The organism is Bradyrhizobium sp. USDA 4541, from assembly GCF_024171085.1.
Taxonomy (GTDB): domain Bacteria; phylum Pseudomonadota; class Alphaproteobacteria; order Rhizobiales; family Xanthobacteraceae; genus Bradyrhizobium; species Bradyrhizobium australafricanum.
In genome coordinates this window covers 926,467-948,773 of record NZ_JALJZF010000001.1, presented here as the reverse complement: position 1 = coordinate 948,773, position 22,307 = coordinate 926,467, and the positions used below count along the sequence as shown (strand labels likewise).

Sequence of the window (22,307 nt, the reverse complement as noted above, 5' to 3'; positions counted from 1 at the left end):
CGGACGGTTGGTGATCGGCCGTGGTGCCTCTATCTTAACCGGGCCCTCTCCCCGATCCCGGATATCCGCCGCATGAGCACCCTGTTCTCCCCGATCGAACTGCGCGACCTGAGACTCTCCAATCGCGTCATGGTCTCGCCGATGTGCCAGTATTCGGCCGTCGACGGCTCCGCCAACGACTGGCACTTCACCCACATCAACATGCTGGCCCTGTCGGGCGCGGCGATGTTCTGCATCGAGGCCACCCATGTCGAGGATATCGGGCGGATCACGCCGGGCTGCCTCGGTCTTTACAACGACGCCAACGAGGCGGCGCTGAAGCCGATCCTGGCCTCGGTGCGCAAGCATTCGAAAGCGGCGGTCGCCATGCAACTCGCCCATGCCGGCCGCAAGGCGTCGAGCCAGCGCCCCTGGGAGGGCGGGCAGTTGATCCCGATTGCCGAAGGCGGCTGGCAGACGGTCGGACCATCCAGCGTCCCGCACAAGGAAGGCGAGACCGCGCCGGTGGCGCTCGACGACGCCGGCCTGACGCGCATCCGCGAGGCCTTTGTCGCGTCGGCGAGGCGCGCCGACCGGCTCGGCATCGATGCGCTCGAGCTGCACGGCGCGCATGGCTATCTGCTGCACCAGTTCCTGTCGCCGATCGCCAACAAGCGGACCGACCGCTATGGCGGCTCGCTGGAAAACCGCATGCGCTTCCCGCTGGAAGTGTTCGACGCCGTGCGCGCCGTATTCCCGGATCACAAGCCGATCGGCATGCGGGTGTCGGCGACCGACTGGGTCGAGGGCGCCTGGGACCTTGCGCAGACCATCGAGTTTGCCAGGGAGCTGAAGAAGCGCGGCGTCGACTGGATGGATGTCTCCTCCGGCGGTGTCTCGCCGTTGCAGAAGATCCCGCTCGGGCCGGGCTACCAGGTGCCGGCGGCGCTGGCGGTCAAGGAGGCGACCGGCGTTACCACGATGGCGGTCGGCCTGATCACGGAAGCGAAGCAGGCGGAGGAGATCGTCTCGTCCGGCAAGGCCGATATGGTCGCGCTCGCCCGCGGCATGCTCTACGACCCGCGCTGGGGCTGGCACGCTGCCGCCGAGCTCGGCGGCGAGGTGAGCGCACCGCCGCAATACTGGCGCTCGCAGCCCTCGACGCAGAAGGCGCTGTTCGGCAAGACCACGTTCGGGACGCGCTGACAGCGCACCTCGCTTGCGAGGTCACGGCATGGCGGGCCCGAACCAGCGCGTCAGCGCGGCGTCGAGGCCCGTCGTGTCGGCGTCGTCGGCTGCCCAGGCGATGCAGGCATCCGGGCGGATCAGCAGCGAAGCGCCGCTACGTCGCGGCACGCATCGCACGAAGATATCCCAGCGTGCCGCGATCGCTGACGCGGCTCCATCAGTCGCATCGACCAGCACGGCCCTGCCGTCCTCCATCCGATCGAACAGGGTTGTTTCCGCGCCGTCGTCGCCGAGAGCAAAATTGCCGGAGAGCCGGCCGACCGATGGATGGTCGCTGCCGAGATCGTAACGGATCCTGATGCCGCTGATCATTTCGCCGAAATAGCGGGTGCCCTCGTCGAGGCTCATCAGATCAGCGACGATCTCGCGCAGGGCATCAGTCATGACGTCAGGCCGCATCAAGGCGACCTGGGCGCGGGTGTTGGCCAGCACCCTTGCCGCGATCGGGTGCCGCTCCTCGGTGTAGCTGTAGAGCAGGCTGTCGGGCATGCGATCGCACACGACCGCCGCAAGCTTCCAGCCGAGATTGACCGCATCGAGCAGGCCGAGATTGAGGCCTTGTCCGCCGAATGGCGAGTGCACATGCGCCGCATCGCCCGCCAAGAGGACGCGGCCCCTTCGATAGCTGTCGGCCTGTCGCGCATTGTCGGTGAAGCGCGTCGCGGTCTTGACGGCGGTGACGCGAACGTCGACGCCGCTGATCCGGCGCAGGGTGGTCTCGATCTCCTCGCGCGTGACCGGCGCGCTGCGATCGGCCGGCGGTCCGTCGAACTCGGCCAGGAACACCCGGCCAGGAATCGGTCCATAGGCCATCATGCCGACCGGCGTTCGCCGCCAGCCGACCGGCAGAAGTCGATCTGGATGATCGAGGTCGACGATGGCCTGGTGTCCGGTGAGGGTCGGTTCGGTGCCGGGGAATGCGAAGCCTGCGCGCTTGCGCACGGCGCTGCGTCCGCCGTCGCAGCCGACGAGATAGGCCGCGTGCAGCGTGGCATCGCCGGACGCGTCCCTGGTCCGCGCCACGACGCCGTCGCCGCTATCCTCGAAATCGATCAATTCGCAGCCGCGCCTGATCTCGATGCCGAGCGCGTGGGCGCGCCCGGCGAGCATCGTTTCCAGGGCTCGCTGGTTCACCCCGCGCAACCGCCGGTCCGGCTCGCGCTGACGCGTCTGGTCGATCAGGAAAATGCCCGAGAAGTGACCGCCGAATTTCTTGAACGGCAGGTCGCTCGCATCGCCCGAGCCCTTCATGAGCCTGGACATGCTGTCCGCCATGCTGCGTTCGACCGCATTCATCGCATCGCCGAGGCCGCGGCGCTCGAGGGCCTCGCCTGCTAGCGCGCCGATCGCGCCGGCCTTGATGGTCTGGTCGGGCTCGGCCAGCCGCTCGATGACGATCACGTCGGCGCCGCCCAGGGTCAGTTCGATCGCCAGCAGCAGTCCGGTCGGCCCGGCACCGACCACAACCACATCGGTTCGTTCACGCGTCACGCCGTCACCATAAAATTATACTCAGTATAATATTTATTATGGTACAAATTCCCGCATGTCAAATCAGGGCGGGTTGCGGGAGCGGAAGAAGGAGGCGACGCGCCAGGCGATCTCGGATGTCGCCACCGAGCTGTTCCTGGAACGCGGCTTCGACAATGTTTCGGTGGCCGAAGTCGCCGAGGCAGCCGAGGTCTCCCGGATGACGGTGTTCAATTACTTTCCACGCAAGGAAGACCTGTTCTTCGACCGTGAAGAGGAAAGCCGTCAGTTGCTGCGGACTGCCTTTGCCGAGCGTCCGGCCGGCGAGGCGCCGATCGCGACGCTCCGCAAGCTGGTGCACAGCCTGGCGGATCGCGTGCATCCGTTCGCGAAATTCACCGACGCAACGGCGAAATTCTGGCGCACCGTCGCCGAGAGCCCGGCGCTCTCGGCGCGGGCGCGCGAGATGCGTGACGAACTGATCGATGATCTCGCGAGCGTGCTGGCGGCAGCCATCAAGCGCCCGCTCGCCGATGCCGATGCCCGGCTCGCCGCGTCGATGGTGGTCACGGCGCTGACCGTCGCCTATGCGGAAGGGCTTCGCGAGCACAAGGCCCGCAGGTCGGCTGCGACGTCACGCGAGACCTTCCTGCGGATCATGGAGCGAAGCTTTTCCGGTATCGCGATCATGCTGAAGGATACGCCCTACGCATGAATCCCGGCCGAGCCGGATGCGACAAGGCCATTGTTCTGCCGTAGCCGGGGCAGCTACTCTCGAAGCGCGTGCGGAAGACACGCATCGAACAAAGAGAGGAAACCCATGGAACTCGGATACTTCGCGATGCCGTCGCATCCGCCGGAGTGCGGATTGAAGGAGGGCCACGACTGGGACCTGCAGGTGCTGCGCTGGCTCGACGAGCTCGGCTATCAGGAAGCCTGGATCGGCGAGCACCACACCGCACCCTGGGAGCCGCATCCGTCGCCTGATCTGTTGATCGCGCAGGCGCTGCTGCAGACCAAGAACATCCGCATCGGGCCCGGCGGCTTCCTGCTGCCGTATCATCACCCGGCCGAGCTCGCCAACCGCGTCGCGATGCTCGATCACCTCTCGAACGGGCGGCTCAATTTCGGCGTCGCGGCCTCCGGGCTGCCGAGCGACTGGGCGATGTTCAATGTCGACGGCATGTCGGGACAGAACCGCGACATGACCCGCGAGGCGCTCGAGATCATTTTGAAGATGTGGACCGAGCCGGCTCCCTGGACCCACAAGGGTAAGTTCTGGACCGTGACCAAGCCGGACACGATGTTCGATTTCCTCAAGCCGCACATCAAGCCTCAGCAAGCGCCGCATCCGCCGATCGGCGTCGCGGGGCTCTCCAAGAATTCGGATACGCTGAAGCTCGCCGGCGAGCGCGGCTTCATTCCGATGAGCCTCAACCTCAACCCTGCCTATGTCGGCAGCCACTGGGATTCGGTCGAAGCCGGCGCGGCCAAGACCGGCCGCACGCCGAGCCGCAAGGATTGGCGAATGGTGCGCGAGGTATTCGTCGCCGACACCGATGAAGAAGCATGGAAGCTGTCGACCGGCGACATGATGGGCCGAATGATGGGCGAGTACTTCCTGCCGCTGCTCGGCCACTTTGGTTTCAAGGATTACCTGAAGGCCTCGCCCGACGTGCCGGACAGCGACGTCACGGTCGAATATTGCGCGCGCAACAACTGGATCGTCGGCTCGCCTGCGACCGTCACCGAGAAGATCGAGAAGATCTACCAGGAGGTCGGCGGCTTCGGCGTGCTCCTGGTGTTCGGCTTCGACTACAAGCACAAGCCGGAAGCCTGGCACAATTCGCTGCGGCTCCTGAAGCAAGAGGTGCTGCCGCGGCTGAAGCATCTCGACGCCTCGGTCGGCCGCGCGGCGTAGGATTGACGGTGAAGATAATACGGGGCAGCGGTAACGCTGCCCCGTATTCATGACGGATCGCCGGCGTCAGGTGGTGCCAAGCCAGAACCGCGTTTCGGTTTCCGCCCAGCCCTTGCCGATGCGGTTGCCCAGCCAGGTGTCGCTGCGCTTCAGACCCTTGTCCTTCTGGCCCTCCGGCGTGTTGCGCCAGGCCTGCCAGCGATACTGGCCGTAGATGCTGACGATGCGCGCCGCATAGGTCAGCGCCAGCTGCGAATCGCCCCTGATGATGACGAGGTTGTCGTCGTTCTTGGTGCTGGCGCGGTCGGAGAAATTGTGCGAGCCGGTCATGACCACCGGGTTCTTGCCGGCCGGATCCAGCACGATCACCTTGCTGTGCACGGCGATCATGAACTTTCCGGTGTTCTTGATCTCGTGCTCCCACCAGTCCGCGGTCTTGTCGATGCCGGCGGGCCGGATCACGTCGGCGATCTGCTTGCCCTTGAAGACCTGCTGCTGTCCGTCGCCGGCCAGGAGCTGCAGCTGATCCTTCGGGCTGTCCTTGCCCTGCGCCGGGAAATTGTTGAGCACCCCGCGCACATAAAGCTTCTTGTCCTGCGCCTTCTCCAGGATCGGGCCGAGCAGGCCCTTGTTGCCGGGATTGAGCATCAGGCACACCGCGCCATGCTCGGTGTCCTCGATCATCTTGGTGGCTTCCTTGAGGTCGCCGCTCCTGGTGGTGGGCGTGAACCAGACGCTGAGCTTCGACTTGCCGATGGTGAAGGGCCATTCGTGATCGCCGGCCACGGCCAGCGCCTTCGGCGACTTGCTGCCGTCGGCGTAGATCGCTTTCCAATGGTCATGATAGGCCGCCGCGACCTTGTCGTCGGTGATCTCGAGCCCGTTGTTGTTCTGGGTGCACAGTCCGGTCCGGGTCCAGTTGGTGCTGCCGGTCCAGACCACCTTCGGCTTCTGCGCGCCGTCGCAGAACACCGCGAACTTGTTGTGGGCGTAACGGCTCGGCGCGATCTTGCGGCGGACGATGTCGACGCCGGCCTTCTTCAGCACGCCGGCGTTCTTCTCGGTGTCCTTGGCGGTGGCGTCGGCCTTGCCTGTGCTGTTGCCGAGCACGACGTGCGCCTTGCCCTTCATCGCGGTCAGCGCGGCGATCAGCTCAGGGTCGTTGAACTCGTAGAGCGCGAGATAGACGTCGCGCTTGCTCTTCTTGGCTTCAGCCAACAGCGCCAGCAGGCGGGCGCCGAGCTGGCCCTTGAGGAAGTCACGGATCTTGTTGCCCTTGGTCGAGATCGCCTTCTCCAGGGTTTGCGCCGGCTTTTTGTCCTTGCCGATCGCGCGCGACAGCCATTGCGCCGAGATCGCGCCGCGGTTGAACCATGGCTTGAGCGGGCCCGACGGCATTGCGGAGACGTATTCGGTCCATGTCGCTGGCGCACTGTAGGCGGGCTTCACCTTGGTGGCGCCGTCCTTGAGAACCGGAACGACGCCATAGCGGACCGGCGCGTCGGTTGGCGCCAGGAAATCGGTCCAGTTGGTCTTCTGCACCGGCCATTCGGTGCTCGGCCGATGTTCGCCCGGCTTGTGATCCTGCGCCTGGTCCTCGAACCCGACCCAGGTGTCGACCACGGTTGCACTTTTGCCCTGCTGCTGACGATACAGCGCAAAGCCGAGGCAGTCCGGGATCATTGCCGCGACCTCCCAGACCACGAAGATGCCGTCGGTGGTCGGGAACGCCTGAATTGTGGAAATCATGGTGATGCCTCCAAATCGCGGCTGAGAAATATCCGGTCGACATGAACCTGGCGCGTCAACGTCGCCCGGCGATCCCTGAAGTCGCGTCGGATCGTTCCGGGCGTCGGGGCAGCTGATCTAGCAAGGAGAGTATGCCAGACAATCTACAACCTGGTCTGTCGGCAGGATCACAGATCGGTCACGTCGTGCGCACCCGTTGGGCCGCGATGCTGTGGGCCCGATCGCGGCTTCCTACAGCAACCGCACCGTGACCTTCGCCTTGCCCTTATGGTCGCCGTAGAACCATCCGCAGACCCAGGGCAGGCTGATGACGGCCTGGTTGACGTAGAGGAAGATCTCGCCGCTGCGATCGGCGGTGAAACGCGCCTTGTAGACCTGCGGGTCGGTGTTCGACACCGGCAGGGGGTCGAGAAAATACTCGTCGACGCCGGTCTCTCCGACCCGTGCGATCAGCCTGAACCATGGCCGGAACAGGATCCGCCGCAGGAAGATCGCGAAATAGCCGCGCAACTGCTTTGTGCCTTCGATGGTCGAGGTCCGGTATCCGATCGGCGTCACCGCGCGGCCGGCGTCCTCCCATGGCTCCGACATCGTGATCGCGATCTCGTATTTGAACCCGGTGCGGACCTTGAGGCCGGTCGGCGCACAGATGGCGCCGGTGTCGAAGTCGGCGGCATCCTGCGGGATGCCCTTGTCGACGGCGACAAGCTTGTCCGTTGCAGTGCCCTTGCAGAATGCCCCCGTCGAATCGGCGAGATTGAACAGGAAGTGGCTGAACAGCGTCGCGCTGAACCAGACCAGCAGGGCCGTGAGCAGGAAAGGGACGACATGCCGCTTTCCGACGTTGAGAATCCACTGATAGACCGCGCTGGTACGGAATCGATAGATCGCATCGTGCATGAACCCGGAGAGTGGCGTCGGCTTCGCGCGGTCACGCCAGATGATCCGCATCCTGTCGCTGATCGTCGCGCTGAGCGAACTGCCGGCACCCATCAGCACGATGACAGCAAGGATGCCGCCGGCGAACCATTCCGGATTGCCGGCGTACCAATCGGTCCACCAATGAAAGGAATCGGGCAGGAACGATTGAACGAAGCGCACTAGCTCCGAGATCATCCTGACAGGTGAGCTGAATTCGTGCTCCTTGTGCTGGTTGTGGAACAGCCAGAACGTGGCCAGATGCAGCGACGCCGCCAGCGTGGCGAAGTAGGCGATCCGCCGCATCCAGACGTAGTTCCACAGCTTCTCCTGTGCGGCATAGCGCGCCGGTGCGCCCGCGGGCGTCTCAAACGTATTGGCGCCGAGCGGAGTGACCTGGCCGCTGCGCGACACGACCACGTAGTTCGGCGGAAGTCCGATCGGGGCATAGGCATTGGCGCCGCTGTCGATCCGCTCGAACACGCTCTCGTGGATCTTCGGCATCGGCACGCTGACGCCGGCATAGGGATCGTTGCAGAGGTCGGCGACCTTGCGCGGACCGTACCGGTAGTACGCGCCGAGGCCGGCCCGGGAATCGTAGAGGCGGCCATCCTTGTCCTCGGAGGACTTGATTGACTTGATCGCGTCAGGGTCGGCGATCGGTGCGCTCTTGAATGCGAGGCCGCGCTTGACGGCTTCGTCGACCAGCCAGGCCAGCGGCACGAATGCGACAGCGTCGTCCGGATAGCCGCCGCCGACATTGGCGTGCATGCCGACGAACCAGACCTGGACGAGGCGCTCGCCATCGATGCTGGTCGGCACGGCCGGTGCGGGCTGCCCCGGCTCTTGCTCGGTCCAGAGCACCGGATGAAAGGTCGTGCGCTCGTCGTCGAGCGCCAGCGCGTGTCGCGCGCACTTGACCTTCGGGCTGAGAGTCCGGTTCGGTAGTTCGAGCGGCCACACCCAGTTGGAGATGCCGCGCGTCATCTCGTCGATCGGCAGGCCATAGGCCGCGACGGTATCCCAGATGCCGATGAACTCGATCGCCGGCACCGGCTTCCGCGCGATCCTTGCATACGGCTTGTTGCCTCGAAGGCGATCCCACAGCGGCACAAGAACATAGTCGCGCAGCGCGCGGAACAGCACCTCGATGCGCCAGATCGAGTGGTAGCCCTCGGCCCGGTATGCGCGATAGGCCTTCACCGCGCCGTCGTGCAGCTCGGATTCGGTGTCCGCGACGATCAGGCCCTGATCGAGGATGAGTGCGGCGAGCGTGCGCACGGTGAACGCGCCGCGGCTGAATCCGAACAGGTAGACCTTCGAATCGTTCTCGTGGTCGTAGTTCCGGCAGATGAACTTGTAGGCGTCGAGGATGTTGCGCTTGAGGCCGTAGCCGAAGGCGCCGCCGAGGATGGCCAGCGGAATGAATTTCGACGTGCCGACGCCGTCATCATATTTGGCGGCCTGCGTATTGCCCTGCAAATCCAGCGACTGAAATATCCGCCAGACATTGGTGCGCCAGACGCTGGAAGCGGCGTTGCCGGTGCCGTCGGACAGAATAATGATCTTCGGACTCGGCATTAAAGGATGCTCGCTGAAACGAATGAAGCGGATGGCGCAGCGTAGCAGGGACCGGATCGATTGCTACCTTTGATCGTTCTTTAAACATTCCATGCCGCGATAGGTGTGAACTGGCGCACAAAGCGTCACGTGGTCGCGGCCATGTGAGAGGTGACCGCTTTCGCGCTGCTGCGAAAAGGCCTAGCCTGATAGCGGCGCAATTCATTGATGAGGCACAGCCATGCGCAGCCACGTCAGAAAATTTGCCCATGTCCTAGAGCGCTTCGGCCTTGCTTTGGCGGGAGCTGCAAGCGGTCTGTTTGTCGCCATCCATGTCGGCTCGAGCGTCTCGGCGCTGACCTCGCAGGCGTTCCTGCTCATCATGATGCTGGGCGGCGCGATCGGCTTCTATCTCGGCATCGATACGCCCCCCAAGCTGTTCCATCCGAAGGATACGGCCTCGATGCGCAAGATCGACGCGGCGGAGCTGCTCGGCGCGATCGGGACCTTCCTCGCGACAATGGTTGCGTTCTTCTCGGTTGGCGTCGTCGTGCTGCGCAGCGAGCCGGACATCGGCTGGACCGCGGCCATCATGGCGGGCTGGGTGCTCGGCGTTGCCATGCAGATCGTCGGCGGCACGATCGCGCGGGCGCGCGCGTGAAGCGTCGGAGTGGCGTTGGACGAGGCTGGTTTGCTGGCTCGGGATCGGTCGTGTTGCAGGGGGGATGGTCTGAACGCAAGTCCTGTGTCGGCCGTCACCGCTACGCCGGGACACCGCAAAGGCCTACGCCGAGCCGGATCAGCTGCTACTGCGCCTCCCTCATCGGTTCGCGACCTTGGCGGGGTCCTTGACCGCCTTGAACGTCTCCTGCTCGACGCTGTAGAGCTCGCCGCCGACCTTCTCGACCCTGCGAATGTAGATGTCGTGGACGACTTCGCGCGTCTTCGGGTCGATCGACATCGGGCCGCGCGGGCTTTCCCAGGCCATGCCCTTCATGGCTTCGACCAGCGCATCGCCATTGGTCTTGCCGCCGGTCACCTTCAGCGCCTCGTAAATCAGATGCATGCCGTCATAGGCGCTGACGCTGATGAAGTTCGGTCGAACATTCGCGTTGGCCTTGCGGAACGCCGCGACATAGTCGCGGTTCAGCTCGGATGGATGCGCGGCGGAGTAGAACCCCGCCGTGATCATGCCGATCATCGCATCGCTCATGCCCGGCAGGTCCTCGTCGTCGGCGATGTCGCCGGGGCCGATCAGCTTGATCCCGCTCTTGTCGAGCCCGCGCTCGACGAACTGCTTGGCCAGGATACCGGCCTGGCTTGTCGGGACAAAAATGAACAGGGTGTCGGGATTGCCATCCCGCGCGCGCTGCAGGAACGGCGCGAAATCGGGGTTGGCCAGCGGCACTTTCAGCGCTTCGACGATCATTCCACCTGCCGCGGTGAAGCTCGCCGAAAATACGCCGGCGGCTTCGCGCCCGGGTGCCCAGTCGGATGCGATGATGGTGGCCCGGTTCGATCCGTTTCTCGCCGCCCAATCCGCCAGCACGCTGGCCTGCTGCGCGTGCGTCCAGCTGGTGCGCACGAAGTAAGGCGACCGTTCGGTCACGATCGAAGTGCCCGATACCATCACGACGGTTGCCGTCTTGCTCTCATTGGCCAGCGGCGCGAGCGCCAGCACGCTCGGCGTCAACCCGCCGCCGAGGATCGCCACCTCGTCGTTGACGATCAGCTCCTGCGCAATGCGCTTGGCATTGTCGGGCACGCTGGCATCGTCCCGGACGATCAATTCGACCTTGCGGCCGGCGACCATGTCGCCGTGCTGCGCCATATAGAGCCGCGCCCCGGCGACCGCCTGTTTGCCGACCGGCCCCAGAACGCCGGTCAATGGCATCACCAGCCCGACCCTTACGACGTCCTGCGCCTGGGTGGGTCCCGGTCGCACCGCCGCAAGCGCCAGAACGGCCCCGACCAACATGGCAAACCGGGTACTCGACATGGCCAACCTCCCGCGAGCCCGGAGATGATGCCGGGCCGGTTCGCGACTATCGGCTTCGGGCCAGGGAAGTCCTGATGAAGAAGTGACAGAACGGCGAATTTCCTGCTAAATTTTCCCGATTGGTGCCGTCTGTGGGCATGGAGTGACCTCTATGGACCCGGCGACTGATTCCGTTTTGATATTTGATTCCTTTGAGCTTGATCTCGCCCGCGGCGTAGCCCGCGTGGATGGTGTCGATCTCGATCTCAGGCCGAAATCATTCGCGGTGCTCGGCTATCTCGCCGGCAATGCCGGACGGCTGGCGTCCAAGCAGGATCTGCACGAGGCGGTCTGGGGTAACGTCGCGGTTTCCGACGACTCGCTCGTCCAGTGCATCCGCGAGCTGCGCCTGAAGCTGCGCGATGATGACCACCGCATCATCAAGACGGTGTCTCGCCGCGGCTATCGTCTCGATGCCAGGCCGCTGCCGCCGCCGCACGATCATGGATCGCAGAACGTCTCGCGCCGAACGTCCGCTCCCCGCGGCATCGCGGCACGCTTGGCCGCGCTTCCCCGATGGTCGCTGATCGCCGGCCTGTCGGTGATCGCCTTCGCATCATTCGCATCCGCGCCGCCGCTCGCCAACGGGATGTGGCATCCTCTGGCCGAATTGGCGCACTGGCTTGTGCCGCAGGATCACGGCATCGTGCCGGAGCAGGATGTCGAGCGGATCACCGCGCTGGCCGCCGAGAAGCAGCTGCCGCTTCCCGCCTATCGCGTTCGCGCGCCGGCAAGTGACGTACCGGACAATGTCCGCCGCTTTCTCGGCGTGTGGGTGAGCGCCGAGGGTTGGATCAATTCGCACCGCCAATTCATGATGATCGTCACCAATGTCGATCGGGATGGTGTCGCGACCGGCTATCTCGTGAACGGCCCGGCGATGCCGCACAGCCGTGTACCCGGGCCCGGCTTTTCCGGCGGCTTCACCGGATATGTCCTCGACGACGTCTTGCGCTATGACGGCAATACCGGACTGCACTCCGCCTCCATCACCGCGGATGGGCGGATCGAGTTCAAGCTCGTCTTCCGCGAGGGAGGTACCGGTGTCGTGTTCCTCGAACCGCTCTGGACCCTTGCCCACCCGGGCCGCATTGCACGCAGTCAAACCTGATCGAGACGCACCCGGTGTGATTACGCGCGCCGCGAAACACCGAGCCCCGCCAGATGCGTGTCGACGAACTGCGCGAGGCGCTCGCGCAGCATCTCGGGCGGGACCGCGACCATGCGCTCCTCGATGCCGAGTGAGATGATGCCGTGGACCGCGGAGAACATCGTCCGCGACAGCAGCGCGACGTCGCCGGGATCACGATCGGGCAGCAGCCGGAGCAGCGGCGCATGCATCAGCGCGAACGCGTCCATCACCATCGTGAGGATGTCTTCCGGAAACGGCCGGTCGTCCTCCATCCGGTGCTCGAACAGCGAGCGCAGCAGATTGGCGTGCTCGGTGGCGAAGCCGAGATAGGCGTCGGCAAGTCCGTGTAGCTGGCGCAGGGGATCGTCGGCCGGGACCGCCTTGAGGCGTGTGGTCAGGGCGTGAACGGTCTCCCGGTTCACGGTCAGGATCAACCCGTCGAAGTCGCCGAACTCATTATAGACACTGCCGATGGAGCAGCCGGCGGCCTCGGCCACATCGCGAACCTTGAGTGATCTCAATCCCTTAGTGGCGATTGACCGGCGCGCGATCTCGATCAGCAGGGCTCGCCGCTGAAGTTTTTTTCGGTCTCGTCGCGATTCTTCTTGAACAATGTTCATTTTCATACTACTAATTTGAGCGTTGCTCAAGTTGGCATAGGAGGCCACTCAGATGCAGACCCTAGCACTTCAATTGACCACCACCCTTGTCGATGACTCGATCGAGCTCGTGAAGGGCTTCGGCCGCGCCGTCCTCAATCTGGCGACCGCGCCGATCGAGCGGATTGCCCGCGCCTGCGACGTCGCAGGCGTCCTGGAGCAGCGGCGCGCGGATCGGCGCGCGCCGCGCCAGGCGGCTGCGAGCGGAGGCCGCTGCAAGCCGCGCAACTGCCGATGGTCACCGTTCGGCGGCTTGAGTGAATTGACCTGAAGCACGCGGCCCGCAATTGTCGGCGAAACCTCAACAAAGCGCTCACCATGTCCTCTGCGAGCCTATCCGGCGTCGATCAACCCCAGGTCTGGATAAGGTCTCGTACATCTCTGGCGGGCAATGTCGCGACGTCCCGGTTCGCCCGATTTTGCGCGCCTTCGAACCGATACGTTGCGGAAAAGACTAAAGGCTGCGGCATCTCCGTCATTTTCCCCACGCTCACCATTCTCCGCCACCCGAATTCGCAGACCTGCCAGCGCCGTGCGCGCTAACCCAAGGAACCGGTCATGATCAAGGAATTGATGACGTCCCGCCGCTTCGCGCCGCTGTTCTGGTCGCAGTTTTGCTCGGCGTTGAACGACAACGTGCTGAAGAACGCGCTCGTCATCATGCTGCTGTATGGCGTCGCCAACGAGCAGGGGCCGGCGCTGGTCCAACTCGCGGGGGCGGTGTTCATCGCGCCGTTCTTCGTGCTCTCGGCGCTCGGCGGCGAGCTCGCCGACCGCTACATCAAATCCGTCGTCGCCCGCCGGCTGAAGTTCTTCGAGATCTTCGCCGCGGCCTTTGCCGCCGCCGGCTTCTTCACCCATTCGATCCCGCTGCTGTTCATCGCGCTGGCGCTGTTCGGCATCGTCGCCGCGCTGTTCGGCCCAGTGAAATATGCCGTTCTGCCCGACCAGCTGTCGGTGTCTGAACTCGCGACCGGCAACGCGCTGGTCGAGGGCGCAACCTTCATGGCGATCCTGATCGGCACCATTGCGGGTGGCATGTTCGTCGCCGGCGCCAGCCACATGGGCTGGATCTGTGCCGCCGTGGTCGGCCTGTCGGTGCTGTCCTGGGGCTTTGCGTCACGGATCCCGGTGACGCAGCCGTCCGCGCCGGATCTGCCGATCACCAAGAATCCCTGGACCTCGACCGTGCGCCTGTTGAAGTCGCTCTATGCCGAGCCGCGGCTGTGGGACGGCATGGTGATCGTGTCCTGGTTCTGGATGGTCGGTGCGATCGTGCTGTCGCTGCTGCCTGCGCTGATCAAGGAAGGCGTCGGCGGCACCGAGGGCGTGGTCACGCTGTGCCTTGCCGTGTTCGCGATCGGCATTGCCGCCGGCTCGCTGTTCGCCGCGCAGCTGAGCCATGTCCGCCCGAACCTCGCGCTGGTGCCGATCGGCGCCATCGTGATGGGCGTGGTCGGCCTCGACCTCGCCTGGGCGATCGCCACCACCTCGCTCGGCAAGGATGTCACCGCGGTTGCGTTCGCGACCTCGTTCGGCGGCTTCCGCATGCTGGCCGACTTCTTCCTGTTCGCCTTCGGCGGCGGCCTGTTCGTGGTGCCGTCGTTCGCTGCCGTGCAGGCCTGGACCGCGCCGTCCGAGCGCGCCCGCATCATCGCCGCAGGCAACATTTTGCAGGCCGGCTTCATGGTCGCCGGCGCGGTGTTCGTCGGCGCCCTGCAATATATCGGCCTGCCGATCGCCTGGATTTTCTTCGGCCTCGCCGTCGCGAGCTTCGGCACCGTCTGGTTCGTGCTGAGCAAGTGGGGCAAGGAGGGCGTGCGCGACTTCGGCGCGCTGCTGTTCCGGGCGCTGTTCCGCGTCGAGGTGCGCGGCATGGAGAACCTGCCGCCATCGGGCACGCGGATGCTGATCGCGCCCAACCATGTCAGCCTGGTCGATGGCCCGCTGCTGCACGCCACCTTGCCGATCGATGCGAGCTTCGCGGTCGACACCGGCATCTCCAAGGCGTGGTGGGCCAAGCCGTTCCTGAAGATGATCAAGCACTACACGATGGACCCGACCAAGCCGCTGGCCGCGCGCGACCTGATCAAGCTGGTCGCCGCCGGCGAGCCGGTGGTGATCTTCCCGGAAGGGCGCATCACGGTCTCGGGTTCGTTGATGAAGGTCTATGACGGCACCGCAATGATCGCCGACAAGGCCGATGCGGTCGTCGTCCCGGTCCGCATCGAGGGCGCGCAGCGTTCGCATCTCAGCTATCTCAAGAATGGCGAGATCAAGCGCTCCTGGTTCCCCAAGGTGACGATCTCGATCCTGCCGCCGGTGAAGCTGCCGGTCGACCAGTCGCTGAAGGGCAAGGCGCGCCGCAATGCCGCCGGTGCCGCGCTGCAGGACGTGATGATCAACGCCATGGTCCAGAACGCGATGCTCGACCACACGCTGTTCGAGGGCCTCGGCCACGCCTATCGCGACCGCGACACCGGCAAGCCGATCATCGAGGACGCGCTCGGCACCAAGCTGACCTACCGCAAGCTGATCCTCGGCGCCCAGGTGCTGAGCCGCAAGCTCGAGCAGGGCACCGCGGTCGGCGAGAATGTCGGCGTGCTGCTGCCGAACTCGGCCGGCGTCGCCGTCGTGTTCATGGCGCTGCAGACCATCGGCCGCGTGCCGGCGATGCTCAACTTCTCGGCAGGTCCAGTCAACATGCTGGCGGCGATGAAGGCGGCGCAGGTGAAGACCGTGTTGACCTCGCAGGCCTTCATCGAGAAGGGCAAGCTCGACAAGCTGATCGCGGCGCTCGCCGGCCAGGCGCGCGTCGTCTATCTCGAGGATGTCAGGGCCGGCATCGGCCTCGCCGACAAGGTCGCGGGCTTCCGCGCCGGCATCGCGCCGCGCGTCGCCCGCAAGGCCAACGATCCCGCGGTCATCCTGTTCACCTCGGGTTCGGAAGGCACGCCGAAGGGCGTCGTGCTGTCCCATCGCAACATCCTCGCCAACGCGGCACAGGCGCTGGCGCGGGTCGATGCCAATGCCAACGACAAGGTGTTCAACGTGCTGCCGGTGTTCCACTCGTTCGGTTTGACCGGCGGCATGATGATGCCGATCCTCGGCGGCATCCCGATCTTCATGTATCCGTCGCCGCTGCATTACCGGATCGTGCCCGAGCTGATCTACCAAACCGGCGCGACGATCCTGTTCGGCACCGACACCTTCCTCACCGGCTACGCCCGCTCGGCGCATGCCTATGACTTCCGCACGCTGCGGCTCGTCATCGCCGGTGCGGAGGCGGTGAAGGAGCGCACGCGGCAGATCTACATGGAGCGCTACGGCATCCGCATCCTCGAGGGCTATGGCGTCACCGAGACCGCGCCGGTGCTGGCGATGAACACGCCGATGGCCAATCGCCAGGGCACCGTCGGCCGCATCTCGCCGCTGATGCAGTACCGTCTCGATCCGGTCCCCGGCATCGAGGAAGGCGGCCGCCTGTCGGTGAAGGGCCCGAACGTGATGCTCGGCTATCTCCGTGCCGAGAATCCCGGCGTGCTCGAGCCGCTGCCCGAAGGCTGGCACGACACCGGCGACATCGTCTCGGTCGACGCGCAGGGCTTCATCGCGATCAAGGGTCGTGCCAAGCGCTTCGCCAAGATCGCCGGCGAGATGGTCTCATTGTCCGCGGTGGAGGCGATCGCGGCCGCGATCTGGCCGCAGGCCATGTCGGTTGCGGTCACGCTGCCCGATCAGCGCAAGGGCGAACGCATCGTGCTGCTCACTACGCAGAAGGACGCCGACCGCGCCGCGATGCAGCGCCAGGCCAAGAGCGTCGGCGCCTCCGAGCTCGCGGTGCCGGCCGATATCCGCGTCATCGACAAGGTGCCGCTGCTCGGCACCGGCAAGACCGACTATGTCGGTGCCACTGCATTGGCCAAGGAAATAGCAGCGGAACTCGCCGCGGCGCCCGCGCCGCAGGCCGAGCCCGCCGGCGATGAGGGCGAGGCCGAGCCCGCGCAGCTGGCGCAACACGTCGCATGAGGCTTGGCATGATGGTTGTGCTTTTCGGGAGCATGTTGTCAGATAGACGGCAACTGCTCCCGAGAAAGCACGATCATGCTGGACAAACTGAACCCGGCTACGGAGGACGCGCCTGAACTTGCCGCCGAGCGATGGATCGGCGCGCTGGATGCGGCGCTCGCGAGCCGCTCCATGGAGGCTCTATCCGCATTGCTTGCGCCGGAGAGCCACTGGCGCAATATCTTCGGCATCTCCTGGCAATTTGCGACCTTCAGCGGGCGGCAGCGCGTCGTTGCCGAACTGCTGACGCGCGCTGAAGCGGTCGGCGCGAGCGGATTTCGTCTCGATGACCGTGCCTTGATACCGCGGCGGGCCGTGGTGGCCGGACGCGAGACGATCGAGGCGGTCTTCACCTTCGACACGTCGAATGGTCCCGGCACCGGTGCGGTCCGCCTGCTGCATGAGAGGGGCGGAAATTCCGTGGCGTGGACGTTCTCCACGATGCTCGACTTCAACCGCATCTGCGAGGCGCGCGCCGATGGCGCCGCCGAGCAATCCCATGCGCGCGATTTCGCCGCACCCGACTGGCTGGAGCAGCGGCAGGCCTCGCGCGCCTATGCCGACCGCGAGCCCGATGTGCTGATCGTCGGCGGCGGCCATGCCGGCATCGCGGCCGCGGTCGAGTGCAAGCGGATCGGGCTCGATGCCCTGATCGTCGATCGCGAGCGGCGCATCGGCGACAATTGGCGGCTGCGCTATCGCGGGCTCAAGCTGCACAACAAGACGCCGGTCAATCTGTTTCGCTACCTCCCGTTCCCGCCGAGCTTTCCGGACTACATCCCGAAGGACAAGATCGCGAACTGGCTGGAGAGCTATGTCGACATCATGGAGCTCGACTTCTGGACCGAGACCTCGTTCGAGGGCGCGCGCTATGACGATACGACGCAGCGCTGGACCGTGACGCTGCAAGGGACCAGCGGCCCGCGCACGCTGCATCCGAAGCACATCGTGCTCGCGACCAGCGTCAGCGGCACGCCGAACATTCCCAGGATCGACGGCATCGGGAATTTCGAGGGGAAGGTGCTGCACTCCAGCGCCTTCGCGGCCGGGCGCGAATGGGCGGGGCGTTCGGTCGTCGTGTTTGGCACCGGCACCAGCGCGCATGATATCTGCCAGGAGCTGCACGCCGCCGGCGCCGACGTCACCATGGTGCAGCGCAGCCCGACCATGGTGGTCAATGTCGAGCCGGCGCAGCTCTACGACAAGACCTATCTCGGCGACGGCCCGCCGATCGAGGTGCGCGACATCCTCAATTCCGGCGTGCCGCTCCCGGTGATGAAGATCGCGCACAGGATCATCACCGACGAGGTCAAGCGGCTCGATGCGCCCTTGCTGTCGCGGCTGGAGCGCGCCGGCTTCCGGCTCGAGTTCGGCGAGGACGGCACCGGCTGGCCGCTGAAGTTTCGCTCCCGCGGCGGCGGCTACTACTTCAATGTCGGCTGCTCCGAATTGATCGCCGACGGCAAGATCCGCCTGATCCAGGCCGCCGACATCGCCGATATCACCGCCGCCGGCCTTGCGCTGAAGGACGGCACGTCGCTCGCCGCCGAGCTGTTCGTGCTCGCCACCGGCTACAAGGGCCCGGACCATCTGGTCGGCAGGTTGTTCGGCGAGGACATCGCCGCCCGCGTCGGCCGCGTCTGGGGCTTCGACGAGGCGACCCAGGAGCTGCGCAACATGTGGACGCGCACGCCGCAGCCCGGCCTCTGGTTCGCCGGCGGCGCGTTCTCGCAGGCCCGCATCTACAGCCGCTTCATCGCGCTGCAGATCGCAGCGATCGAGGCCGGCACGCTTTCCAAGCAACTCACCTGAACTCCACGCACTCGCACTGAAGGACTCCCATGCCGCTTCCGCTCGATCCCGTCATTGAGAAGATCATCCCGCTGCTGCCGCTGCGCGATCCCGAAACCATGACGCCGCAGAGCTGTCGCGATTCGCTCCGGGCGCTGGCGGAGGTGCGCAAGGCGGTGCCGCCGCCGCCGGTCGACGTGGCACGCGATATCGAGGTCGCTGGCGCCGCCGGCAAGCTCGGCGCGCGGCTCTATCGCAACGGCCGTGGCACGGCGCCGACCGTGATCTTCTTCCACGGCGGCGGCTGGGTCGCCGGCGATCTCGAGACGCATGATCGCCAGGCCCGCAACCTCGTGATCGACACCGGCGCTGTCGTGATCTCGGTCGATTACCGCCGCCCGCCGGAAACCCGCTTTCCCGGCGCGTTCGAGGATGCGTTCGCCGCGATCCGCGACGTGGTCGCGCGGATCGACGAATTCGGCGGCGACCTTTCCCGCGTCGGCGTCGCCGGCGATTCCGCCGGCGGCAATCTCGCCGCCACGTCAGCGCTCGCCTGCCGCGACGCCGGCATCAGGCTCGCCGGGCAATTGCTGGTCTATCCCGTCACCGATGTGGTCGGCAATTTTGCCGACGCGGCCGAGAACGCCAAATTTCCGTCACGCGCCGAGAATGCGGACGGCTACTTCCTGACCCGTGCGACGATGCAGTGGTTCTGCGGGCACTATCTCGCCGACAAGGCCGAGGGCGCCGACTGGCGCGTCTCGCCGCTGCGCGCGAAGAGCCTTGCGGGTGTGGCACCGGCGGTGGTCACCACAGCCTGGTTCGACCCGCTGCGCGACGAGGGCCATGCCTACGCCGAGGCGTTGCAGGCGGCCGGCGTGCCGGTGACCTATCATTCCGGCGAGGGGCTGATTCACGGCTATTTTGGTCTCGGCGACGCCTCGGAGGCCGCACGCGCCGAGGCGCAGCGCGCGCGGGCGGATTTTCGGGCGTTGCTGGAGCGGGGCGTCTAAGCTCCCGTCGTCCCGGCCTTTGTTTGCGAACGGACTCTAACCTCCTCGTCGTCCCGGCGGAGGCCGGGACCCATAACCACCGCAGCCTGTTGTTGCAGCGGGCTGCGGCCCCAGCGTCGCGCCACTCCATCCAGTCGGGGTAATGGGTCCCGGCCTTCGCCGGGACGACGACGTGGATGGATTTGCGTTTAACCCCCTCAATCGTTCCCGATCGTGTCGCCGAACAGCTGCCAGGTCTCGCCGTTGAACTTCTGCAGCCGCATCGCTTCGACCGGGAAGTAGTCGGTCGGCGAGGTCTTCACCTTGATGCCGGGCAGGAACATCGGCAGCGCGACGTCGAGATTGGCGGCCTGCTTCATGATGTTCTCATGGGTGAGGTCGTCGCCGCACTGCTTCAGCACCTGCACCGTCGCCTCCGCCACCACATAGCCGTAGACGATCAGCTGGTCCTGCAGATTGCCGTCCGGAAAATACTTCTTCATGAAGTCCTGCCAGGCGATCACGTCCGGATCCGACTTCCACTGCGGATCGTTCGGATCCTTCAGCGAGTAGGACGAGATGATGTCCCTGGAATATTCGAAGCCGGCCGGCTTCAGCACCGAGGACACCGAGGTCGAGGTCGCCGCGAGGAAGAACAGGTCGGGCTTCCAGCCGATCTCGCCGATCTTCTTGATCGCCTGCGCCGCCTGCTTGGGGATCGCGTGCATGAACAGCACGTTGGCGCCGGATGATTTCAGCTTCACGATCTGGCTGTCGACCGTCGGATCGGTCGATTCATAGGTCGTTTCCGCCACCACCATCTTCGCGGTGTTCTCCGGCCCGAGCCCCTTCTTGAAGCCGTTGCCGTAATCCTTGCCGGCGTCGTCGTTCTGGTAGAACAGCGCGATCTTGGCGTCCGGCTTGTTGGTCAGGACATACTTGGCGTAGACCGCGGTCTCGGCCTGGTACGACGGCTGGAAGCCGATCGTCCACGGATAATGCGCGTAGTCGCCCCACAGCGTGGCGCCGGCGCCGACGAACAGCTGCGGCACCTTCTTGTCGTTGAGATATTTGCGCACGGCCAGGCCGGTCGGCGTGCCCAGCGGATTGAGGATCGCGGCGACCTCCTCCTGCTCCACCAGCTTGCGCGTCTGCTCCACCGTCTTCGGCGGCGAGTAGCCGTCGTCGAGCGTGATCAGGTTGATCTTGCGCCCGTTCACGCCGCCCTGGTCGTTGATCATCCTGAAGTAGGCGGCCTGCGTCTTCGCGATCACGCTGTAGGCCGACGCCGCGCCGGAGAATGGCGAGGTCTGTCCGAGTTTGATCTCGGTGTCGCTGGCGCCCGTGCCATATTTCTTTTCGGCGGCGTGAACCTGTGTCGCGAGCGCAAGCGCGACTGTTGCCGCAATGGCCTTCCAGATCATCGTGAGCCTCCCTGTGGCTTTTTGTTTTGTTCGCGAGGGAGAGCTTACGTGAGCGGCCGCACGTTGGGCTTGTGGTGAGACGCCGGGGCAGGGATGCGAAAATGCGGCGGGGTGGCCAAATCGGCCAATGTGCGGTGGCCTGCCGTGGAGCGGAATGCCGCTTCCTTAACCTCGCCCCGCTTGCGGCGAGAGGTCGGATCGCATGCAGCGTAGCGCAATGCGATCCGGGTGAGGGAGTACAGGTCTAACGGCGACCTAACGTGTGGAGAGAAGCCCCTCACCTTAACCCTCTCCCCGCAAGAGCGGGGCGAGGGAATAACTTCTAGCGCACCCGCACGCTGCCGGTGGTGACCGGATCGGTCGGCAGCACGGTGGCGCCGGCTCTGCTGGCGGCGGCAGAGGTGATCATGCCGGGCTCGGCCGCGGCCTGCACATTGCGGGGCGGGTTGAATTCGAGGATGACGAGGGCGGCCGTGGCGAGCACCGCCACGGCGGCGGTTGCGATCGCAGGCACCAGTCTTCCGCGCGGATCGGCTGCGCGAACTTGCATCGAGCAATTCCTTTATCGGGGTCGTTCTTTGGACGTGACATAGGAACGGCCAGGCTTCTTCCCAAGAGTGCGGCGCACATGCCTCACAATCAGTTGTGCTGGCCGTGATGTCTCTCACGGTCTTCGAGACGATGCGGCGTACCGCGTCGAATCGCATTCGTGTCGGACGGCTTGTTTGCACACTAATATCTGGAAGAGATCGTGGCGTTTTGCATGCGCCTCATGCGCTCGTGATTGATCGCGTGAGGTTGTGATTAACGTCCGCCTTCGCCAAGGCTGCGGCGCGACAAGCCCACGCGAGAAGCCGCTTTTGCCTTTATTTATAGTCTTTCTTTGTGGGTCGGGGCGCGCGCGTTAAGCGTTTCTTCACGCGCTCTCGATGGATCAAGCAGAAGATTCGTGTGATGTGCGCGTGATGGAGGAGATGACACCGCTGTCATTGGCAGCAGCTGTCAGCGAACTGTCGCAACCCATGGTGACGCCGTCATTGCGAGAAGCGAAGCGACGACTTGTCCGCCGAAGCCTTGGCGAAGCGACGAAGCAATCCATCTCTCCTTACGCAGAGCAATGGATGATTTTACTTCGGTCGTCATTGCGCAAAGAAGATTCTACTTCGCCATCGCGCCTCGATCGCGGTCTCATTTCAATTCTATTGCTTTGATACCAAGTCGACGAAATGCACTGATGCGTCGCTTGACACGAGAGCCCGCGTGTCCCCTTCCGAAATTGGTCCAGCGTTCACGCATGAATGTGCGACGCATGCAACCAGAGCGACCATCTCGGTAGCCAGTTTGTTGGCCAAGCAAAA

The 22,307-nt window shown here is 65.0% G+C and carries 17 protein-coding genes; 10 read left to right on the top strand and 7 right to left on the bottom strand.

Annotated features, from left to right (window positions below; all coding sequences use genetic code 11):
* The first annotated feature begins 72 nt into the window (after nucleotides 1-72).
* Nucleotides 73-1,185: an NADH:flavin oxidoreductase/NADH oxidase gene (locus tag J2R80_RS04510; RefSeq protein WP_253638071.1), complete on the top strand. Its 1,113-nt coding sequence runs from the start codon at nucleotides 73-75 to the stop codon at nucleotides 1,183-1,185.
* Between the two features lie 21 nt (nucleotides 1,186-1,206).
* On the opposite strand, the gene J2R80_RS04505 is transcribed toward J2R80_RS04510, so the two are convergent.
* Nucleotides 1,207-2,718, bottom strand: a complete 1,512-nt coding sequence (locus J2R80_RS04505; RefSeq protein WP_253638070.1) for an FAD-dependent monooxygenase — start codon at nucleotides 2,716-2,718, stop codon at nucleotides 1,207-1,209.
* Between the two features lie 55 nt (nucleotides 2,719-2,773).
* On the opposite strand from J2R80_RS04505, the gene J2R80_RS04500 reads away from it, so the two are divergent.
* Nucleotides 2,774-3,412, top strand: a complete 639-nt coding sequence (locus tag J2R80_RS04500) for a TetR/AcrR family transcriptional regulator (protein WP_229190798.1) — start codon at nucleotides 2,774-2,776, stop codon at nucleotides 3,410-3,412.
* 105 nt (nucleotides 3,413-3,517) lie between these two features.
* Nucleotides 3,518-4,618, top strand: a complete 1,101-nt coding sequence (locus tag J2R80_RS04495; RefSeq protein WP_225163226.1) for an LLM class flavin-dependent oxidoreductase — start codon at nucleotides 3,518-3,520, stop codon at nucleotides 4,616-4,618.
* Nucleotides 4,619-4,684: 66 nt separating this feature from the next.
* Here J2R80_RS04495 and J2R80_RS04490 read toward each other — a convergent pair whose 3' ends face one another.
* Both J2R80_RS04490 and J2R80_RS04485 read right to left on the bottom strand, forming a co-directional pair.
* The gene (locus J2R80_RS04490; protein ID WP_253638069.1) at nucleotides 4,685-6,367 is read right to left on the bottom strand and encodes a phospholipase D-like domain-containing protein; all 1,683 of its coding nucleotides are present in this window, start codon (nucleotides 6,365-6,367) and stop codon (nucleotides 4,685-4,687) included.
* A 231-nt stretch (nucleotides 6,368-6,598) separates the two neighbouring features.
* Nucleotides 6,599-8,866 (bottom strand): DUF2235 domain-containing protein, encoded by a 2,268-nt coding sequence (locus tag J2R80_RS04485; RefSeq protein WP_253638068.1) that lies wholly within the window; start codon nucleotides 8,864-8,866, stop codon nucleotides 6,599-6,601.
* Nucleotides 8,867-9,086: 220 nt separating this feature from the next.
* Here J2R80_RS04485 and J2R80_RS04480 point away from each other — a divergent pair, with 220 nt between their 5' ends.
* On the top strand, nucleotides 9,087-9,506 hold the full coding sequence (locus J2R80_RS04480) for a hypothetical protein (RefSeq protein ID WP_028343281.1): 420 nt from the start codon (nucleotides 9,087-9,089) through the stop codon (nucleotides 9,504-9,506).
* A gap of 159 nt (nucleotides 9,507-9,665) precedes the next feature.
* Here the strand turns inward: J2R80_RS04480 and J2R80_RS04475 are convergent, their stop codons facing one another.
* Nucleotides 9,666-10,844 (bottom strand): ABC transporter substrate-binding protein, encoded by a 1,179-nt coding sequence (locus J2R80_RS04475; protein WP_253638067.1) that lies wholly within the window; start codon nucleotides 10,842-10,844, stop codon nucleotides 9,666-9,668.
* Nucleotides 10,845-10,995: 151 nt separating this feature from the next.
* On the opposite strand from J2R80_RS04475, the gene J2R80_RS04470 reads away from it, so the two are divergent.
* Nucleotides 10,996-11,994: a winged helix-turn-helix domain-containing protein gene (locus J2R80_RS04470; protein WP_253638066.1), complete on the top strand. Its 999-nt coding sequence runs from the start codon at nucleotides 10,996-10,998 to the stop codon at nucleotides 11,992-11,994.
* Between the two features lie 20 nt (nucleotides 11,995-12,014).
* Here the strand turns inward: J2R80_RS04470 and J2R80_RS04465 are convergent, their stop codons facing one another.
* A complete protein-coding gene (locus J2R80_RS04465) occupies nucleotides 12,015-12,635 on the bottom strand; it encodes a TetR/AcrR family transcriptional regulator (RefSeq protein ID WP_253640926.1) in 621 nt (206 codons plus the stop codon).
* A gap of 52 nt (nucleotides 12,636-12,687) precedes the next feature.
* Here J2R80_RS04465 and J2R80_RS04460 point away from each other — a divergent pair, with 52 nt between their 5' ends.
* The 4 genes from J2R80_RS04460 (at nucleotide 12,688) to J2R80_RS04445 (ending at nucleotide 19,546) form a co-directional block, all read left to right on the top strand.
* Nucleotides 12,688-12,945 (top strand): hypothetical protein, encoded by a 258-nt coding sequence (locus tag J2R80_RS04460; RefSeq protein ID WP_253638065.1) that lies wholly within the window; start codon nucleotides 12,688-12,690, stop codon nucleotides 12,943-12,945.
* A 287-nt stretch (nucleotides 12,946-13,232) separates the two neighbouring features.
* Nucleotides 13,233-16,703 (top strand): acyl-[ACP]--phospholipid O-acyltransferase, encoded by a 3,471-nt coding sequence (locus tag J2R80_RS04455; RefSeq protein ID WP_253638064.1) that lies wholly within the window; start codon nucleotides 13,233-13,235, stop codon nucleotides 16,701-16,703.
* 75 nt (nucleotides 16,704-16,778) lie between these two features.
* Nucleotides 16,779-18,554, top strand: coding sequence for an NAD(P)-binding domain-containing protein (locus J2R80_RS04450; protein WP_253588238.1), 1,776 nt, complete (start codon nucleotides 16,779-16,781; stop codon nucleotides 18,552-18,554).
* 29 nt (nucleotides 18,555-18,583) lie between these two features.
* The gene (locus J2R80_RS04445; RefSeq protein ID WP_253638063.1) at nucleotides 18,584-19,546 is read left to right on the top strand and encodes an alpha/beta hydrolase; all 963 of its coding nucleotides are present in this window, start codon (nucleotides 18,584-18,586) and stop codon (nucleotides 19,544-19,546) included.
* A 197-nt stretch (nucleotides 19,547-19,743) separates the two neighbouring features.
* Here J2R80_RS04445 and J2R80_RS04440 read toward each other — a convergent pair whose 3' ends face one another.
* Nucleotides 19,744-20,949, bottom strand: a complete 1,206-nt coding sequence (locus J2R80_RS04440; protein WP_253638062.1) for an ABC transporter substrate-binding protein — start codon at nucleotides 20,947-20,949, stop codon at nucleotides 19,744-19,746.
* Nucleotides 20,950-21,271: 322 nt separating this feature from the next.
* Complete coding sequence (locus J2R80_RS04435) at nucleotides 21,272-21,499, bottom strand: hypothetical protein (protein ID WP_028336196.1); 228 nt, start codon at nucleotides 21,497-21,499, stop codon at nucleotides 21,272-21,274.
* Between the two features lie 379 nt (nucleotides 21,500-21,878).
* Between J2R80_RS04435 and J2R80_RS04430 the strand changes: the two genes are divergently transcribed.
* A complete protein-coding gene (locus J2R80_RS04430; protein WP_253638061.1) occupies nucleotides 21,879-22,160 on the top strand; it encodes a hypothetical protein in 282 nt (93 codons plus the stop codon).
* The last annotated feature ends 147 nt before the right edge of the window (nucleotides 22,161-22,307 follow it).

Excerpts from the sequence above, each read along its gene's own strand:
- J2R80_RS04445 (WP_253638063.1), top strand. The coding sequence starts at position 18,584 with ATGCCGCTTCCGCTCGATCCCGTCATTGAGAAGATCATCCCGCTGCTG.
- J2R80_RS04465 (WP_253640926.1), bottom strand. The coding sequence starts at position 12,635 with ATGAACATTGTTCAAGAAGAATCGCGACGAGACCGAAAAAAACTTCAG.
- J2R80_RS04485 (WP_253638068.1), bottom strand. The coding sequence starts at position 8,866 with ATGCCGAGTCCGAAGATCATTATTCTGTCCGACGGCACCGGCAACGCC.
- J2R80_RS04430 (WP_253638061.1), top strand. The coding sequence starts at position 21,879 with ATGGATCAAGCAGAAGATTCGTGTGATGTGCGCGTGATGGAGGAGATG.
- J2R80_RS04440 (WP_253638062.1), bottom strand. The coding sequence starts at position 20,949 with ATGATCTGGAAGGCCATTGCGGCAACAGTCGCGCTTGCGCTCGCGACA.
- J2R80_RS04500 (WP_229190798.1), top strand. The coding sequence starts at position 2,774 with ATGTCAAATCAGGGCGGGTTGCGGGAGCGGAAGAAGGAGGCGACGCGC.
- J2R80_RS04480 (WP_028343281.1), top strand. The coding sequence starts at position 9,087 with ATGCGCAGCCACGTCAGAAAATTTGCCCATGTCCTAGAGCGCTTCGGC.
- J2R80_RS04460 (WP_253638065.1), top strand. The coding sequence starts at position 12,688 with ATGCAGACCCTAGCACTTCAATTGACCACCACCCTTGTCGATGACTCG.
- J2R80_RS04450 (WP_253588238.1), top strand. The coding sequence starts at position 16,779 with ATGCTGGACAAACTGAACCCGGCTACGGAGGACGCGCCTGAACTTGCC.
- J2R80_RS04470 (WP_253638066.1), top strand. The coding sequence starts at position 10,996 with ATGGACCCGGCGACTGATTCCGTTTTGATATTTGATTCCTTTGAGCTT.
- J2R80_RS04455 (WP_253638064.1), top strand. The coding sequence starts at position 13,233 with ATGATCAAGGAATTGATGACGTCCCGCCGCTTCGCGCCGCTGTTCTGG.
- J2R80_RS04490 (WP_253638069.1), bottom strand. The coding sequence starts at position 6,367 with ATGATTTCCACAATTCAGGCGTTCCCGACCACCGACGGCATCTTCGTG.
- J2R80_RS04475 (WP_253638067.1), bottom strand. The coding sequence starts at position 10,844 with ATGTCGAGTACCCGGTTTGCCATGTTGGTCGGGGCCGTTCTGGCGCTT.
- J2R80_RS04495 (WP_225163226.1), top strand. The coding sequence starts at position 3,518 with ATGGAACTCGGATACTTCGCGATGCCGTCGCATCCGCCGGAGTGCGGA.
- J2R80_RS04510 (WP_253638071.1), top strand. The coding sequence starts at position 73 with ATGAGCACCCTGTTCTCCCCGATCGAACTGCGCGACCTGAGACTCTCC.
- J2R80_RS04435 (WP_028336196.1), bottom strand. The coding sequence starts at position 21,499 with ATGCAAGTTCGCGCAGCCGATCCGCGCGGAAGACTGGTGCCTGCGATC.